The organism is Sulfurospirillum sp. 1612 (assembly GCF_036556685.1).
Taxonomy (GTDB): domain Bacteria; phylum Campylobacterota; class Campylobacteria; order Campylobacterales; family Sulfurospirillaceae; genus JAADIZ01.
This window is the reverse complement of record NZ_CP140614.1, coordinates 27,464-44,412: the sequence shown is the minus strand read 5'-3', so window position 1 is coordinate 44,412 and position 16,949 is coordinate 27,464. Positions and strand designations below refer to the sequence as shown.

The following is a 16,949-nucleotide window of genomic DNA, read 5'->3' as shown; positions in this document are numbered from 1 at the left end:
CAATGGACTTAGAAACAAGAATTAAATTACAAAAATCTAAAAGAATGACGGAGGAAATCAAAAATATTTGCCATATCAATCAAGATATTCTTGACGTGATGGCACACTGTGACCGAGAAATGTTTGTCCCCAAAGGGTTTGGCGCTCATGCCTATAAGTTAGATGCTTTACCACTGGTCGCAGATCAATGGATTAGTTCACCCCTCACAGTCGCAAAAATGACACAAGCGCTGTATGCTAAGGGCATTGATAATATCTTAGAAATTGGTTGTGGAAGTGGATATCAAGCTCTCATTTTGAGCAAGTTAGCCCGCAGGGTTTTCAGTATCGAACGCGTGGAGCGTTTGGCAAAGGAAGCCAAAGAAAAATTCAAACATTTAGGAATCCATAATGTCAATGTGCGCTATGATGATGGTCAAAATGGATGGCGTAATTATGCCCCGTATGATCGCATACTCTTTTCAGCCTCAATCAAACAAATTCCTGCCTCTTTATTTGCACAATTAAAAGTCGGTGGTATCGCCGTAGCCCCTATTGAGAAAGAGGGGAAACAAATCATCACACAATTCACCAAAACGGAGCATGGTATCGAAAAACGTGAGTTTGATGATTGCCTCTTTGTCCCCATCGTTGATGGGAAAAGCCACTAAATGTATTAAAGAATCTCTTTTATAATGAGTTGTGGCGTCACTAAACCTCGGTAATCATTTCTTGAGAGTGTGAAAAGTATATCAATCTTTTCACCAACTTTTGCATCTTTGTCAAAATTAAAAAATATAGATTCTAGCGTATTGACACCATCATGAAGTATTAATTTGAGATGGTTTTGATCTTTGCCTATTTTCTTGTTGATCTTCACCGCAATATCTTTCAAAATAAAATTTGGTTTGGGATTCTTTTGTCCGTAAGGTTCAAACTCTTCTAAAATTTCAAGCAACTCAAAATCTATCTCAGAGGGTTCTATCTCGCCAAGAACATCATGATTTGCATTGAGCGTAGAAGCTTCAATATCACGCGTAGAGGCATACATTCGGTCACGAAACTCTTCGAGCTTATCCGCCATCAAGGAGACGCCAGCAGCCCCTTTATGCCCACCAAAACCCAATAAAATATCTTGTTGTAATGTAATTAAGGCAAGGATATCAAGTTCGCCGATACCTCGAGCACTTCCTTTGGCTTTATCATCTGTAATAGAAAAAACAATAGCTGGTTTTTTGAATCGTTTTGAGAGACGTGAGGCCACGATACCCAAAACACCTTCATGCCAATCTTCACCCCATGCAATGATGATATTTTCATCTTCTTTCACATAAGATAAAGAGGCTTCAAAGAGTTGTTTTTCTTCATCTTTTCTACTGTTATTGAGGCTGACAATGTATTCTAAGCGATCCATTGCATCATCAATATTTTGAGATTTTAAGAAGTTATAAGAAAATTTTGCATCTTCCATTCTACCCGAACTGTTGATGAGAGGGGCAATCAAAAAAGATATCTCATCACTCTCTAATGTTTTTTTAGAAAAGAATTTTTTGACAGCCTCAAAAGCGGGTCTTTTGGAGCGATTAAGGGCAAGAATTCCTTTTTTCACCATCACCCGATTCATATCTTTGAGTTCCATCATATCGGCCATAATGGCAATACATAAGATATCTAAAAAAGATGATAAATCGTATTTTATTTTTAGTTTCCCTTTGATAGAAGCCGTCAAATACCAGGCCACTTGCGCACCACAAATTTCACAATTTGGAAACTGGCAATCTGTTTGCTTTGGATTCACAATCGCATACGCATCTGGCACAATACTAGGGATACTGTGATGGTCAGTAATAATCAAATCAATACCATGTTCTTTGCAATATTGAGCAGAATCCACAGCAGAAATACCATTATCTACGGTGATAATCACCGTGGCATCAAGCTTTTTAATGATATTGAGGCTGAGTCCATAACCGTCTTGAAATCGGTTAGGAATAATCGCTTCATATTCCACACCAATATCATCAAAAAATGTGCTTAAAATAACCGAGGAGACGACGCCATCGACGTCATAATCTCCCACAATGGCAATCTTCTCATCATTTTTGATTGCGCTAACAATCCGTGAAGATGCTTTATCCATATCTTTAAAACAGTTAGGTTTTGGCAACTCCTCTAGTTTGGTACATTCATCTTTTTCAAACCGCTTAGATAAGATATTTTGAATGTCAACCTTGGTGAGTTTATTTATCATCTTTTCTTTTTTCTATCGAAGCATTCGCAAAAGCTACCAAAACTTTATTTGGACTTGTCAATCGTGATGTAAATTCTGGGTGAAACTGTACCCCTAAGAAAAATGGATGTTTTTTGAGCTCCACTGCTTCAATCAAGCCATCTGATTCACCACTCACAATCAAGCCAGATTTTTCAAATTGCGCTCGATATGCAGGATTCACCTCATAACGATGGCGATGACGCTCTCGGATTGTTTTTTCACCCTGATAAATCTCACGCAACATCGATCCTGCTTTCGTATCACAATGATAACCTCCCAAACGCATCGTACCGCCGAGTGGGCTTGTAAACGTACGGAGTTGTTTTTTACCACTTGCATCCATAAATGAGTCAATTAAATAGACGATTGGATTTTTACAACTTTTATCAAATTCTATAGAATTAGCATCTTCAACTTTTAGAACATTATTGGCAAATTCAATCAATGCAAGTTGCATGCCAAGACAAATGCCTAAGAAAGGCACGTTGTGCTCTCGTGCATATTTTATAGCTTCCATTTTGCCCTTGACGCCACGTTCACCAAAACCACCGGCCACGAGTACGCCATCAACATCATTCAGCAATTCAATACCACCTTGCTCTTCTAGCGCTTCAGAATCTACCCATTTGAGGTTAATTTTCGTATTGAGATGAGCACCTGCATGGATAAGAGACTCGGTTAATGATTTGTATGATTCTTTTAAATCTAAATATTTCCCGACAAATGCAATCAACACTTCGCCACTTGGGTCAACCACTCTTTTTACTAAGGTATCCCAATTTTCCATATCCAACTTCAATGCGCCTAATTCTAAAATATCCGCGATTGGTGTCAGAATATCTTCTTTTAAGAAATTCAACGGCATTTTGTAAATTGTCGAGGCATCTAACGCTTCAATAACAGAATTTTTTTCAACGCCACAAGAAAATGCCAGTTTATTTTTTAAATCTTTGGTCAATGGCATCTCACTTCGACAAATCAACATATCTGGGGTAATCCCGATACGGCGTAGCTCTTGTACGGAGTGTTGTGTCGGTTTTGTTTTGAGCTCACCGGCCACTTTGATATAAGGAATCAAGGTCAAGTGGATATTCATCGCACGTTTCTTGCCAACTTCAGATCGCAATGATCGTATGGCTTCTAAAAATGGTAACCCTTCGATATCCCCAACCGTACCACCAATCTCTACCAACAAAATATCTTGACCTTCGCCTGCTTTTTTAATTCTGCGGATAATTTCATCGACGATATGTGGAATCACTTGGATGGTTTGTCCCAGATAATCCCCTTTGCGTTCACGCTCAATCACAGAGGAGTACACGCGCCCGGTGGTAAAGTTGTTCGCTTGATGCAAATCTTCATCCAAAAATCGCTCATAATGTCCCAAATCCAAATCCGTCTCAGCTCCATCATCAGTCACAAATACTTCACCATGTTCCAAAGGACTCATGGTACCTGGATCGACATTGATATAAGGGTCAGCTTTTAGGATACTCACACGAAGTCCTGCATGTTTCAATAATGTTGCAATACTTGCAGCAGAGATGCCTTTACCAAGAGAACTTAAAACCCCACCTGTCACAAAAATATATTTCGTTTCTTTTTTACTCATTAAAATCCAACCTTGTAGTCTATAATTGAGAGCTATTATATCTGAAAGAACATTATGATAAAATATAACCATCTATGAAACACTGTGTTGATTCACAAAAAAGTCGATTTGAAGGGATGTCATGAATACTGAAAACATACTAAGAATTTTAAGAGAAGAAATCGTCCCTGCACAAGGGTGTACAGAACCCATCGCCCTCGCTTATGTTTGTGCTAAAGCAACGGAACTATTAGGGCACAAACCTGAGCGTATCATGATAGAAGTTTCAGGCAATATGATTAAAAATGTCAAATCGGTCAATATTCCCAATTCAAATGGACTTGTCGGGATTGAAGCAGCCTGCGCGATGGGAGCCATCGCAGGAATTGCCTCAAAAGAGTTAATGGTCATCAGTCAAGTAAGCGCTGAAGATTTAAAGAATATCAAAGCCTTTCTTGCCCAAAACACTATCGAAGTCGTTCATGCCAAAACAGACATCCCCCTCTACGCCAAAGCGACGGTATATGCACAAGATGAATCCGTCTGTGTTGAAATCAAACACCTTCATACCAATATCACAAAAATAGAAAAAAACGGCAAAGAACTCATCAATCAAATCTGTCATGATGTGCAATTTCACACCACCCAAGAAGAACGTGAGACATTGAGTGTTCGAGAGATTTATGAGTTGGCTTTGAGTATTGATTTGTCCCTAATCCAAGATATTTTTGATTTGGTTATCACCAGAAATAGCACCATTGCGCAAGCGGGCTTAGATGGTGAGTACGGCGTCAATATTGGCTGTATGATTCAAAAAAATATCGAACTAGGACTTTATGGTGATGACCAAAGAAATCGCTGTGCTAGTTTTGCATCTGCCGGTGGGGATGCGCGGATGAGCGGATGCTCCTTGCCGGTGATGACCACTAGCGGTAGCGGAAACCAAGGCATGGCGGCCTCTTTGCCTATCATCCAATATTGTCAAGATCAAAATATCTCCAAAGAGATGCTCATACGCACACTCTTTTTTTCACATCTGACTACCATTCATCTAAAATCTAGTATCGGAAGATTATCGGCATTTTGTGGCGTTATCTGTGCGACTAGTGCCGTTAGCGGAGCATTAGTCTTTGTACAAGGAGGTGATTATGAATCGATTTCCATGGCCATCACCAACTCTTTGGGCAATATCTCAGGCGTCATTTGTGATGGAGCAAAAGCATCTTGTGCCATGAAAATTGCCACAGGAGTGTATACCGCATTTGATTCATCCATGCTCGCACTGGCCAAAAAAGCTTTGCATAGTGGCGATGGCATCATTGGTGTGGATATAGAAGATACCATTAGTAACATTGGTATTCTCGCGCAAAATGGGATGAAAGAGACCGACAATATCATCTTGGAGATTATGGAAAAGAAAAAACCTCTTTAACCTCATCAAAAAACATTTTTTCACGCTTCATTAGCAACCTTTATTCTAGATTAAAAATATATCGACTATTTCCAAAATCAATAATTTTTAAGTGTAATTTTGTTACTTTTTTATTTTTTTGAGCAATTGTTCATATTTTATAATTTGTTTTTAAGTTTTATGAGTGTATAATTCCGAAATTCTTTTAAAAGGATAAAAAATGTTTACAAAATTAAACCCTATTAATGTTTTAGGGATCGTTGATTTTCTAGCTGTAGTTAGTTTAGTCGCATTTGCTTACGCAGTGTTAATGTAAGACATAAGTCAATTCAACGAAGGTACCTTATATTGGTATTTTCGTTGAATTTGAAAAAGTTTAATCTCCTTTGAGAGAAGAATACGTCCATATTCTTCTCTCTTTATACTTTCCTGATTGCTATTTACGTATAATATTCTTTTACCAACACACTAATACCCGCAACAATAAATTGTATGGCAATCGCGCCAACAATCAAGCCCATCAACCGTGTAATGATTTTTGACCCCGTAATACCAAGATATTGGCGAATATAAATACTGTTTTTAAAGGCCAGATAAACCGTCAATGCCACTAATAAATAAGCGAGTATAAAAGCACTAATGGCTGCAAAACTCTCACTTTGATTTCTAATAATCACAACCGTAGCAAAAATTCCCGGACCAAAGGTAATGGGAATACCTAAAGGAATGATAGAAAATTCATCATGACGCAGCGTCTCAACGCGCTCTTCTTTGGTTTGATTTTTGGATTCGCTTGAGCCATTGACCATCTTAATGGCCATCAAAAGTAAGATAATCCCACCCATCACTTTGAGAGAATCAATCTCGATGCCAAAGAGTTGCAGCAAAAAATTTCCACTAATCAAAACGATAAAAAATGCCACAATAATTGTCAAGGTAGATTTAAAAGCAATCTTGGAGATGGTCTCTTTGGTAGTCCCCTCAGGCAAGAGTGAGAGCATAATCGCACTCACGCCCAAAGGATCAACAATCGCCATCATCGTGATGGTGTTTTGTAAGAGTAAATCAAAAAAATGGGGCATCAAAGCTCCGTCTTTAATACAGCACCATTGGTTGCATTGGTCACTAAGAGTCGATATTGTTTCAACCAACTCCCTTTGATCTCTTTTTGTACGGGCTTAAAGGCCGCACGACGTGTGGCAATCTCTTCATCGCTTAATTCGACTTCTATGGTATATTTATCCACATCAATCGCAATCATATCACCATCTTTCAATAAACCAATCATACCGCCCTCAGCCGCTTCAGGACTCACATGACCGATACTCAAACCTCGTGTTGCTCCACTAAATCTTCCATCTGTGATCAGTGCGACATCTGCACCCAATCCCATCCCCATAATCAAACTCGTTGGTGAGAGCATCTCTTGCATGCCCGGACCGCCACGTGGCCCTTCATAGCGAATCACGACAACATCACCTTTTTTAACTTTTTTCTTGATAATTCCCTCAATCGCTTCTTGTTGAGAGTTAAAACAAACGGCGCTACCTCTAAATTTTCGCTCACCCGTGATACCCGCTGTTTTAATCACACACCCTTCAGTAGCCAAATTACCAAAAAGAATTGCCAATCCCCCCACTTTAGAGTAGGAGTTATCTAGATTATGAATCACCGTGTTATCTAAAATCTCAGAATTTCCCACACGTTCACCAATACTCTCACCTGTCACGGTAAGATTATCCAAGTACAAAGCGCCTGTATTCATCTTGGCAATTTCATGCATCACCGCACTCACGCCACCGGCTTTATCGATATCTTCCATATGAACACTCGGCAATGATGGAGAAATCTTAGCAATGTGAGAGACTTTCTTGCTAATAGCATTAATATCGGCGATATTAAAATCCACGCCGGCTTCTTTAGCAATGGCTAACATATGAAGCACGGTGTTAGTGCTACCACCCATCGCCATATCGATAGCAAAAGCATTTCTGACTGCTTTTTCATTAAGGATATTTCTAAAATTAAATGTCGTATCCAACGCTATTTCACACACGCGCTTTGCCGCTGCTCTTATGAGGACTTCACGCTCTGGTGTGAGGGCTGGTATCGTACCATTTCCAGGCAATGCAATCCCCATTGCTTCCATGAGAGTATTCATGCTGTTAGCGGTGAACATACCCGAACAACTTCCTCCCGTCGGACAGGCGTTGCATTCGATATCTTTGAGTTCTGCCTCATCCATATCGCCATTTTCAAATTTACCGACGGCTTCAAAAGCTGTCGCTAAATCGATGGGCTGTCCCTCTTTTGTATGACCCTTTTTCATAGGTCCTCCACTCACAAACACAGTCGGCACATTGACTCTAAGTGCCCCCATAATCATCCCAGGTACAATTTTGTCACAATTTGGAATACAAATCATGGCATCTAACTTGTGGGCATTCATCACCGTTTCAATAGAATTGGCAATCAACTCACGACTCGGAAGAGAGTACAACATTCCATCATGACCCATCGCAATGCCATCATCGACACCGATTGTATTAAATTCAAATGGGATGCATCCGTTCTTGCGTATTTCGTCTTTAATAATCTCACCATATTTATTTAAGAAAAAATGTCCCGGAATAATCTCAATAAAAGAGTTGGCTACTCCAATAAAGGGTTTATCAAAATCTTCTTCTTTCACTCCCGTAGCACGAAACAAACTTCTATGAGGTGCTCTATCATAACCTTTTTTTACCTGATCACTGCGCATGATATTCCTTTAAATTTTTGAATAATTATATCAAAAAGTAGGCTATTATGTAATATGTTGAGATTATTAGCCATAACCCCTTTACATTTTGTAAAATAATTGCTATAATTTCGTCTCATTTTTGACTGCGGGAATAGCTCAGTGGTAGAGCACGACCTTGCCAAGGTCGGGGTCGCGAGTTCGAACCTCGTTTCCCGCTCCATTAGAAACAGAGAATTGATAATAGAAAAGCGTTTGCCCGGGTGGCGGAATGGTAGACGCAAGGGACTTAAAATCCCTCGCTCATTTTGAGCGTGCCGGTTCAAGTCCGGCTCCGGGCACCACCTTGCGTAATTTGGATTTGCTTTGTTCGGTGGCGATATAGCCAAGTGGCTAAGGCAGGAGCCTGCAAAGCTCTGATCCCCGGTTCAAATCCGGGTGTCGCCTCCAATTCTTATTTCTCATACTTATAAGGCAAAGCTGCATAAGTATTCAGTCACTAAAGCTTCGACTTTGTCGAGATTTAGTTTACATTTATTATTGTCGGGAGATGGCAGAGCTTGGTTTAATGCGGCGGTCTTGAAAACCGTTGAGGGTAACACCTCCGGGGGTTCGAATCCCTCTCTCCCGGCCACTTTTTACTTCAAATCGAGATAAAAATTACTTTTTTTCTTTTTTTTACCCCCATTTAACATAAAAAGAATCCTTTCTATATCATTAAAAACATTTTAGTGCTATAATAAAAAGCAACAAACACGAAGTAAAATTAATCCATTGGAATACTCACATGATTAGTATCGAACATATGCACACCATTTTAAAAACGCTCCCAGACCCTGCCTTTATCTTATCTCGCAGTGGAAAATATATCGCAATCTATGGTGGTCGCGATAATCGCTACTATCATGATAGTGCCGCACTCATTGGTACAAAAATTTCTGATGTGGTTAAAAAAGAAAAAGCTGATTGGTTTCTTGAAAAAATCAATCTTGCCTTAGATACCAAACAATTGATTATAGAAACATACGCATTAAGAGGAACGGATATCAAAGGATTACCTCTAAATGGCCCCACGTCAACCATTTGGTTTGAAGGACGTATCCAAGCCCTTGATTTTCAGATTGAAGGAGAAGAGGTGGTCCTTTGGGTGGCTAGCAATATATCAAAACGACACGAACTTGAAGAACAATTGCGACAACAAAGTGATACCGATCAACTGACAGGGTTTTTCAATCGTCGAAGACTCGAGCGAGACCTCAAACACCATCATGATACAATGTTGCGCTATGATACACCTATCTCCCTTTTGATTTTTGATTTGGATAATTTAAAACAAATCAACGACACCCTAGGACACCATGCTGGAGATAAAGCCATATTGGCGATTGCAGATACGTGCAGAAAACAACTGCGCTCCACGGATACAGCGTATCGTTTTGGAGGAGATGAATTTGTGGTAGCCCTCCCCAATACGACACTCGAAGAAGCCACTCATTTTGCAACACGAATGCGTGAATGTTTTTATCATGAGCAAAGAAAACTCTCATTAACCGGTTTGTATGCAACAGCAAGTATCGGCGTCAGCACCATGCTCATGGTAGATCATTCCTATGAAGATGCGCTCAAGCGAGCCGATCATGCTCTTTATAAGGCAAAACAAAACGGCAAAAACAAAGTAGCAGTTCATGCAAAACTCTTTAACAAACTCATTGAACCCTAAAAAGCTCCTACCTCACATCACTATTTTCGCTATCAAAAAACTTTCATAATATAACTTTTTCCAATTTTTTTCCAATTTTTTTCCGTTACAATTTTTCAAATCGAAAAGGAGTCATTATGAAAAAAGGAATTACATTAGTATTGATTTTGCTAATGTCAGTTGTAGCCTATGCAAAAGGAGATGTGGTTTTTGCAAAAAAATCTTCACCCATTTTTTTGAATTCATCAGATGGACAATCCATTGGTATCGTACAAACGGCAACACCGATGAAAGTCATCAAAAAAAACAAAGACTTTCTTTTAGTCGAAGTATCCGGATGGAGCGCTGATGGTTCACCAACTGTGATGTTTCAAAAAGTAGGTCAAAGAATTATTTATGCAGTTTTAAATGATGATGCAACAAAACATATCAAAGTTGTGAAAACTGCGATGGATGATTATGAGACACAATGGAATGACGCTGCCATCACCGTGTGGATCAAAAAAGACAATGTCACCGCTGATATCAATACCCTTTGGAGCAGTGCTTCAGAGCTATTTCAAAGCCGATGTAATTCGTGTCACGCCGCACCAAAATTTGACCAATTTACCGCAAATCAATGGCCTGGGATGATTCGCTCGATGAAAGATCGTGCCGGATTGATGCCAGATGAAGTTCAACTCATCGTAAAATATTTACAAAACCATAAAAACTAAGGAGTACATTTTGAAAAATTCAAGCCGTAGAAATTTCCTAAAGGGAACCGGAGCATTAGCCTCAGTTGCACTCACACAAAAACTTAGTGCCAACCCATTGATTAGTGGCCCGATTGAAGATCAATCTGCCCCGATGAATGGTTCACACTTTGGTGCTTTTAGAGCGCATATCAAAGGCGGACAATTCACCGGTGTCACTGCTTTTAAAGATGACTATCAACCCAGCCCTATGATTAACGCCTTGCCCAGTAGAACGTACTCAAAAACACGTGTCGAATACCCCATGGTCCGAGAGGGATTTTTGAAACACGGTCACAACAGTGATACATCAAAAAGAGGTGCAGAAAAATTTGTGCGCGTCAGTTGGGACGAAGCATTGGATTTGGTAGCATCTGAAATCAAACGGGTTCAAAAAACGTATGGACCAAAAGGAATCTTCGCGGGAAGTTACGGCTGGAAAAGCCCAGGTAAACTGCACAATGCCCGTGTTTTGATGAATCGTATGATGAAACTATCGGGTGGCTATGTAGGGAGTACGGGAGATTATTCCACAGCAGCAGCACAAGTGATTATGCCTCATGTCTTAGGAGGGATTGAGGTTTATGAACAACAAACGTCTTGGCCACTTGTTGTCAAAGAGGCAGAGAATGTTGTCTTTTGGGGAGCAGATCCGATGCGTTGTTGTCAAATCGACTGGACGATATCAGAACATGGTGCTTATCCTTATCTAGAAGGTCTCAAAAAAGCTACCAAAGCAGGCAAAATGAAAATTTATGCCGTGAATCCGCTCACCGATGATACGGCCATGTATCTTGACCCTATCATGATTAGACCCAAACCAAACACCGACACGGCCATGATGCTTGGGATGATGTATCACCTTTATACGACCAAACAGTATGATGAAAAATTTATCAAAAAATATACCGTCGGATTTAAAAAATTCAAAGCTTACCTTTTAGGAGAGATAGATAAAACACCAAAGACTCCTGCTTGGGCTTCTGAAATTTGTGGCGTTGATGAAAAAACTATCAAAAGTTTTGCAGAAACACTTAAAAACAAAAAAACCATGCTGATGGCCGGTTGGGGTGTCCAAAGAGCCGATCATGGCGAACAATTTCACTGGATGCTCGTCACCCTTTCATGTATGTTGGGTCAAATCGGAATGCCAGGATGCGGTTTTGGATTTAGTTATCACTACTCAAATGGCGGCACCCCATCAGCTGCAGCACCAGGACTCAGCGGTATTTCCACAGTGATTGGCGGTAAAAACAAAATCGACTGGATGTCAGCAGGGGCTGAGCTGAGTATCCCGGTGGCCAGAGTCACTGATTTGATTATGAACCCGGGTAAAACCATCGATTTCAATGGCAAAAAAATCACCTACCCTGAAATCAAGATGGCCTATTGGGTCGGGGGAAATCCATTTGTTCACCATCAAGATCGAAATTTAATGATTGAAGCATGGAAAAAACTAGAGACATTTATCGTTCATGAGCCATTTTGGACCCCAACAGCACGTATGGCAGATATTGTCCTTCCGGTAACAACAGAGATAGAAAATAACGATATTGACTCTATGGGTGATTATAGTTCCAGCCATTTTATCGCGATGAAAAAGGGAATCGAGCCGTATAAAGAGTCTAAAAACGATTATGAGATTTGTCGCCAAATCAGTAAGCGCCTTGGCTATGAAAAAGAGTTTACCGAGGGCAAAACCTCTGAGATGGATTGGATCAAAGAGTTTTATGAAAATGCAAAAATGCAAGCAGAACAAAGAAATATCAAAATGCCTTCTTTTGAGAAATTTTGGGAACAAGGCTATGTCAAGTTTGAAACACCTGAGAAATCAAAACAATACACGAAATTTGAATCCTTTAGAAAAAATCCGATGCTCAATCCACTCGGTACGCCATCAGGAAAAATTGAGATCTACTCCAGAACCATCGCCAAATTCAAATACGATGATTGTCTTCCTTATCCTTCATGGATTGAACCGGCTGAGTGGTTGGGAGCAAAAGAGGCCAAGAAATATCCACTCCATGTGCTCTCCCCACACCCAAAATATCGACTTCATTCACAACTCTCCAACACGTGGTTGCGAGATCTCTATGAAGTACAAGGCAGAGAACCGGTTTGGATGAATCCAATCGATGCCAAAAAACGTGGTATCAAAAACGGTGATATCGTACGCGTCTTTAATGAGCGTGGCGCCACACTTGCGGGGGCTATCGTCACCGATGCGATTATGCCAAATGTTATCAAAATTGATGAGGGGGCGTGGTATGATCCACTAGATCCGAGCAAAAAAGATACGATGTGCAAACACGGCAATGTGAATCTTCTCACTATCGATAAAGGAACCTCAAAATTAGCACAAGGCAATATCTCCAATACGGTCTTAGCTGATGTTGAAAAATACACAGAAGCGGCACCAAAAGTAACGGTTTTTGAAAAACCAAGCATCGTTTAAATCTCAAAGCAGGGGGCTTAATCCTCCTGCTACTTTATCTTTATAGTAAAACGCGCGCCTCCATCGATATTTTTAGCTACTAAAAATCCATCCATATTGCCCTCGATAATTGTTTTGCTCATGTACAGTCCGATACCCGTACCTTGTTTGGCGTGTTTGGTTGTAAAATAGGGCTCAAAAATTCTATCAATATTTTTCTCTTCAATCCCACCGCCATTATCTTGGATACTGATCAGTACAAACTGCTTGCCCGATTTAATCGTGACTTTGATACAGGGGTCTTCGGATTTTCTTTGTATCAAAACATCTTTGGCATTGGAGAGAATATTTAAAAGCGCCTGGGAGAATTCATTGGGATAGCCAAACACCTCTTTTTCACCATCAAAAGAGCACTCAAAACGGATGTTGTTATTAGCCAGTGAAGATTTGAGGATGGAACTCGCACGCTTACACGCCTCAACGACCAAGAACTTCTCTTTTTGTTTGGAGGGTTTGAAGAAATTTTGAAAATCACTAATAGTATTGGACATATAAGCCGTAATTTTATTGCACTTTGCAACGCTCTCTTCAATAAAATTGATATCAAAATCATTGAATCGATATTTCGTCTCGATATTCATCAATATCGCATTGAGTTCACTGAGAGGCTGACGCCATTGGTGGGCAATATTTCCAATCATATTTCCCATGGCTGCGAGCTTTGATTGTTGAATCAAAAGTTTTTCTTGATCGGCTCTTCTGTTGATTTCTTGCTGGATTCGCATCTCTAAAACATCAATCATATCATTAATCATCGAGCGCAACAGGTTCAATTCTTTGGTTTTAGCACTCACATCCAAACGCTTGTAAAGATTGCCATTTTTAATCTCTTGCACCATGAGAGTTGCAGATTCAATCAGTTTGATATCCGCTCTTAGCGCCACTTGCGTTTTTTTAATCTCAGCATTGATTGCTTTGGCCATGGCCCCTAGTTCATCATGGGTATCCAATGTGATGCCCACGACACCCTCGACATCTTTGCGATTGCGTAAAAAGGTGAAAAATCTACCCAGTCCTTCTTGGACTTCTTGGATGCTTCGTGAAATTCTCATGATAATATAAGTACCTAGGAAAAGATTAAAAAGAACCAATATCAATGAGACGATGATAATCAGCATGATATAATTATTAATCGTTTTTTTCGCATTGTCGTAGGATGTTTGGGATTTGCTTAACTCTTTTGCTTGTAATTTTTTTAGCGAAGTGACCAAAATATCAAACCGTTCTCTCTCTTTTTGATTGACGTTGATAAAAGCACCTTCTTCAAACCCTTGATTGATAAAATATAGCGTCTTTTCGAGGCTTGTTTTGTAATGATTCCACTGTGCTTGTGTCTCTTTGTTTAATGTCATAAATTTGTGATCTAGCGTCTTCATGAGCGGGAAAAGTTTTTGCTTAATTCCCTCTCTGAAATTCTTATTTGGCGCGACAACCAACGAGAGTGAGAGTTCTCGCAGCTGAAAGATTGGTGCGATATAATTTTGTTGCAAGGTTTGAACATTTCTTGAATCGGTATAGACATTATCCAGACTCCCCTGTCCTAATTTACCCATATTTAACGCTAAGAAGACAATACAACTCAACGCGATAAAACCAATCGTGCCTAATATTATAAATTTTATTTTAATACTTAAGTGTTTCATTGCTTTGTATCATCCCGTGGTATTACTGATATTTTTCTATAATCAGGATAGTGGCCACTTCTCACAGACCAGTGATAGGGTGTGATTTTAGCTTTCCAAAGCGGCATCATGAGCACAGAAGAGGGGGTATAATCCACCTCTTTATTCACTGCCAAAACAATATTTGGAGAGGGCACAAAAAGCATATAAGCCTCATCATAGGCTCTTTTAATAATCTTTTTCACCATCGCAATGAATTCTGGGCTATTATACTTTAATTCAAAATATTTTTGAATGTAGCCTTGCATCACATCATCTTTGTCGATAGTGGACCAAACATCGCTGGTACGGTAATTAAAAAATACCGTCCAGGGATTATTGCTAGACCAATCATCATTTCCCCACGTTAAAATATCCCACTCTTTTGGCTTTTGACGATTTGTCAACAATTGTTCATAGATACCTTTTTCACTGGTGATAATTTGATATTTTAAGGTGACGCCATATTGTTGCAGTTGGTATTCGATGCCCTTCCATAAAAACATAAACCGCTCCATCGTACACACCCGCAGCACCAAACCATTGAGCAGTTTTTTGATCTCTTTTTTATCTGCTTTTTGATGATAGGTCTGCATCCCCTGGGTTGCAATTTTGACCGACTTATAATTAGGACTCACCGCACTAGGGGCTAAGATGCCTTCTTCTTTATAGACAAATTTCAGTAGATTTTCTTGATTAATCGCTTCATTGAGCGCGATGCGGATGGCTTTGTTTTTCAGCACGCCATTGGGCTTGAGCATATTAAAATAGATTGAGATATTATGAGTCGAGGGATGGGTCATCAACTTTGCATACAAGGAGAGTACGGTCTCGACTTTTTTGTCAAAAGGAATCGGGCTGATATCAAGCCGTCCTTCATATTTTAGAATATCATCTAGAGCTTGTTGCGTCTTGAGCTCGGTGTAAATTGTGATTCTTTCGATATAAGGCTGAGGTTTTTCATAGTAATTTGGATTGGCGATTAGCTCAATCTTTGGCGTTTGAGCCCGTCCTGTGGCATAGCCTTGTTCTAAGATATAAGGGCCCAAGCCATAAGGACCCGGGCTTTTCATACTGTTGGCTGTTGATGCGTTTTTAAATCCCCAGCCAAAATGTTTGAGGTAGCGATGCGAGTAGAGATTGATCAGAGTCAAATCAAATAAAAAAAGCTCATACGGCTTGTTAAAATAAAACCGCACAACATATTGGGATACTTTTTTCACACCTTTGAGTCGCCCGAAGAGATCAGAGTAGTTAAAAGGCGTTTGCATCATGTACTTAAAATTCTCAACCACGGAATCTGCATCAAAGGGGGTATTATCTTGAAATTTCACCCCTTCTCTGAGATGAAATTCATACACAAGGGGAGAGATTTTTTTATAGTGTGTCGCCATCATGTATTCCCAACCTTGGGCATTATCGCTGGAGCGTACTAGTGTTCCATTGATCAGTTTGGAAACATACAAATAAGGCATCGTAGGCATAAAGACGACAATATGAGAGCTGGGCACTCTTTTGTTCATTGCCAATTGGTGCGCATCATCGTTGCGATAGAGGGAATCTGCAAAGAGCATTGAGATACAAAAAAAGGGTAAAAAGAGGTTAAATATTTTCAAGCTTATATCCAATTCCGGATAAATTAACGATGATATCTTTGGGTAGTTTTTTTCTCAGACTTGCCACAACCGAACGCAAGGCATTATCGGTCATGACACTATCGCCCCAGACAAATTCTTGCAACTCTTCATAAGTCACAACACGCTGGGTATTACAAAGGAGCAATTCAAAAAAGCTAATCTCTTTTTTATTCATTTTGATTGCCTTACCGTTATAACTCAACAATTTGTGATCAATATCATAAGAGTACTCTTTGGGTAAATCATAGCGCATCGCATGGTGCAATGAGATTTTTTTGACACATGTCGCAAGTGCGGCCATAATATCAGGCAAAGTGACGGGTTTCACGAGATATTGCTCAAGATGCAGTGTCACCGCACTAAGAAGATAGTGCTTCTCTGTATGTGCGGTAATCAAGACAATGGGGGTATCATGATCTATTTTTCGAATCTTTTCGACCAGCTCAAGTCCGCTCATCAATGGCATTAAAATATCGCTCATGATAATATCGGGTTTTTTCTCTGTATAGAGTCTCCACGCCTCTTTACCATCTTTTGCTTCAATCACTTCTTTAACATAATAACGCAGGGTACTGACGATATTTTCGCGGATATTATCCTCATCTTCTGCATATAAAAGTGTAATGGTCTTTAATTTCTGAGCAATAAGCCTATTCATATTATCTCCCCAAAAAACGTCTTTTGCGCCTCATTAAGTATTTGATTTGCAAATAATTCTTTGGGTACATCAT

General features: G+C 39.8%; 12 protein-coding genes and 4 tRNA genes. 9 read left to right on the top strand and 7 right to left on the bottom strand.

Translation table 11 applies throughout. The features are described 5' to 3' along the window. Positions 1-2 precede the first annotated feature (2 nt). Complete coding sequence (locus tag SFB89_RS00210; protein ID WP_331774947.1) at positions 3-650, top strand: protein-L-isoaspartate(D-aspartate) O-methyltransferase; 648 nt, start codon at positions 3-5, stop codon at positions 648-650. A 5-nt stretch (positions 651-655) separates the two neighbouring features. On the opposite strand, the gene recJ is transcribed toward SFB89_RS00210, so the two are convergent. Both recJ and SFB89_RS00200 read right to left on the bottom strand, forming a co-directional pair. After that, a complete protein-coding gene (gene recJ, locus SFB89_RS00205; protein ID WP_443082179.1) occupies positions 656-2,227 on the bottom strand; it encodes a single-stranded-DNA-specific exonuclease RecJ in 1,572 nt (523 codons plus the stop codon). Then, complete coding sequence (locus SFB89_RS00200) at positions 2,220-3,863, bottom strand: CTP synthase (protein ID WP_331774945.1); 1,644 nt, start codon at positions 3,861-3,863, stop codon at positions 2,220-2,222. The genes recJ and SFB89_RS00200 overlap by 8 nt, the downstream gene beginning before the upstream one ends. A 121-nt stretch (positions 3,864-3,984) precedes the next feature. Between SFB89_RS00200 and SFB89_RS00195 the strand changes: the two genes are divergently transcribed. Then, positions 3,985-5,274 (top strand): L-cysteine desulfidase family protein, encoded by a 1,290-nt coding sequence (locus SFB89_RS00195; RefSeq protein ID WP_331774944.1) that lies wholly within the window; start codon positions 3,985-3,987, stop codon positions 5,272-5,274. A 419-nt stretch (positions 5,275-5,693) separates the two neighbouring features. Here the strand turns inward: SFB89_RS00195 and SFB89_RS00190 are convergent, their stop codons facing one another. Both SFB89_RS00190 and ilvD read right to left on the bottom strand, forming a co-directional pair. After that, complete coding sequence (locus SFB89_RS00190; protein WP_331774943.1) at positions 5,694-6,335, bottom strand: MarC family protein; 642 nt, start codon at positions 6,333-6,335, stop codon at positions 5,694-5,696. Beyond that, entirely contained in the window at positions 6,335-8,014 is a 1,680-nt protein-coding gene (gene ilvD, locus SFB89_RS00185) for a dihydroxy-acid dehydratase (RefSeq protein ID WP_331774942.1), read from the bottom strand. The genes SFB89_RS00190 and ilvD overlap by 1 nt, the downstream gene beginning before the upstream one ends. Before the next feature lie 127 nt (positions 8,015-8,141). Between ilvD and SFB89_RS00180 the strand changes: the two genes are divergently transcribed. The 7 genes from SFB89_RS00180 (at position 8,142) to torA (ending at position 12,881) form a co-directional block, all read left to right on the top strand. Then, positions 8,142-8,216: transfer RNA gene (locus tag SFB89_RS00180), tRNA-Gly, on the top strand. A 34-nt stretch (positions 8,217-8,250) separates the two neighbouring features. Then, positions 8,251-8,337: transfer RNA gene (locus SFB89_RS00175), tRNA-Leu, on the top strand. 31 nt (positions 8,338-8,368) lie between these two features. Further along, a tRNA-Cys gene (locus tag SFB89_RS00170) sits at positions 8,369-8,443 on the top strand. 94 nt (positions 8,444-8,537) lie between these two features. Continuing rightward, positions 8,538-8,627, top strand: a tRNA-Ser gene (locus SFB89_RS00165). A 153-nt stretch (positions 8,628-8,780) separates the two neighbouring features. Next, positions 8,781-9,713: a GGDEF domain-containing protein gene (locus tag SFB89_RS00160; protein ID WP_331774941.1), complete on the top strand. Its 933-nt coding sequence runs from the start codon at positions 8,781-8,783 to the stop codon at positions 9,711-9,713. 116 nt (positions 9,714-9,829) lie between these two features. Next, positions 9,830-10,408 carry a hypothetical protein gene (locus SFB89_RS00155; protein ID WP_331774940.1) on the top strand — a complete coding sequence of 193 codons (579 nt, stop codon included), beginning with the start codon at positions 9,830-9,832 and terminating at the stop codon, positions 10,406-10,408. Positions 10,409-10,418: 10 nt separating this feature from the next. After that, on the top strand, positions 10,419-12,881 hold the full coding sequence (gene torA / locus SFB89_RS00150; protein WP_331774939.1) for a trimethylamine-N-oxide reductase TorA: 2,463 nt from the start codon (positions 10,419-10,421) through the stop codon (positions 12,879-12,881). A gap of 29 nt (positions 12,882-12,910) precedes the next feature. Here the strand turns inward: torA and SFB89_RS00145 are convergent, their stop codons facing one another. From SFB89_RS00145 to SFB89_RS00135, 3 genes are read right to left on the bottom strand one after another with little or no spacing between them, the layout of a single operon-like run. Further along, a complete protein-coding gene (locus SFB89_RS00145; protein WP_331774938.1) occupies positions 12,911-14,563 on the bottom strand; it encodes an ATP-binding protein in 1,653 nt (550 codons plus the stop codon). Next, positions 14,560-16,197 (bottom strand): ABC transporter substrate-binding protein, encoded by a 1,638-nt coding sequence (locus tag SFB89_RS00140; RefSeq protein ID WP_331774937.1) that lies wholly within the window; start codon positions 16,195-16,197, stop codon positions 14,560-14,562. Before SFB89_RS00140 ends, SFB89_RS00145 begins: the two co-directional genes overlap by 4 nt. After that, the gene (locus SFB89_RS00135; RefSeq protein WP_331774936.1) at positions 16,184-16,876 is read right to left on the bottom strand and encodes a response regulator transcription factor; all 693 of its coding nucleotides are present in this window, start codon (positions 16,874-16,876) and stop codon (positions 16,184-16,186) included. The genes SFB89_RS00140 and SFB89_RS00135 overlap by 14 nt, the downstream gene beginning before the upstream one ends. Positions 16,877-16,949 lie beyond the last annotated feature (73 nt).

Excerpts from the sequence above, each read along its gene's own strand:
- SFB89_RS00190 (WP_331774943.1), bottom strand. The coding sequence starts at position 6,335 with ATGCCCCATTTTTTTGATTTACTCTTACAAAACACCATCACGATGATG.
- SFB89_RS00135 (WP_331774936.1), bottom strand. The coding sequence starts at position 16,876 with ATGAATAGGCTTATTGCTCAGAAATTAAAGACCATTACACTTTTATAT.
- SFB89_RS00200 (WP_331774945.1), bottom strand. The coding sequence starts at position 3,863 with ATGAGTAAAAAAGAAACGAAATATATTTTTGTGACAGGTGGGGTTTTA.
- SFB89_RS00195 (WP_331774944.1), top strand. The coding sequence starts at position 3,985 with ATGAATACTGAAAACATACTAAGAATTTTAAGAGAAGAAATCGTCCCT.
- SFB89_RS00145 (WP_331774938.1), bottom strand. The coding sequence starts at position 14,563 with ATGAAACACTTAAGTATTAAAATAAAATTTATAATATTAGGCACGATT.
- SFB89_RS00160 (WP_331774941.1), top strand. The coding sequence starts at position 8,781 with ATGATTAGTATCGAACATATGCACACCATTTTAAAAACGCTCCCAGAC.
- SFB89_RS00210 (WP_331774947.1), top strand. The coding sequence starts at position 3 with ATGGACTTAGAAACAAGAATTAAATTACAAAAATCTAAAAGAATGACG.
- SFB89_RS00155 (WP_331774940.1), top strand. The coding sequence starts at position 9,830 with ATGAAAAAAGGAATTACATTAGTATTGATTTTGCTAATGTCAGTTGTA.
- ilvD (WP_331774942.1), bottom strand. The coding sequence starts at position 8,014 with ATGCGCAGTGATCAGGTAAAAAAAGGTTATGATAGAGCACCTCATAGA.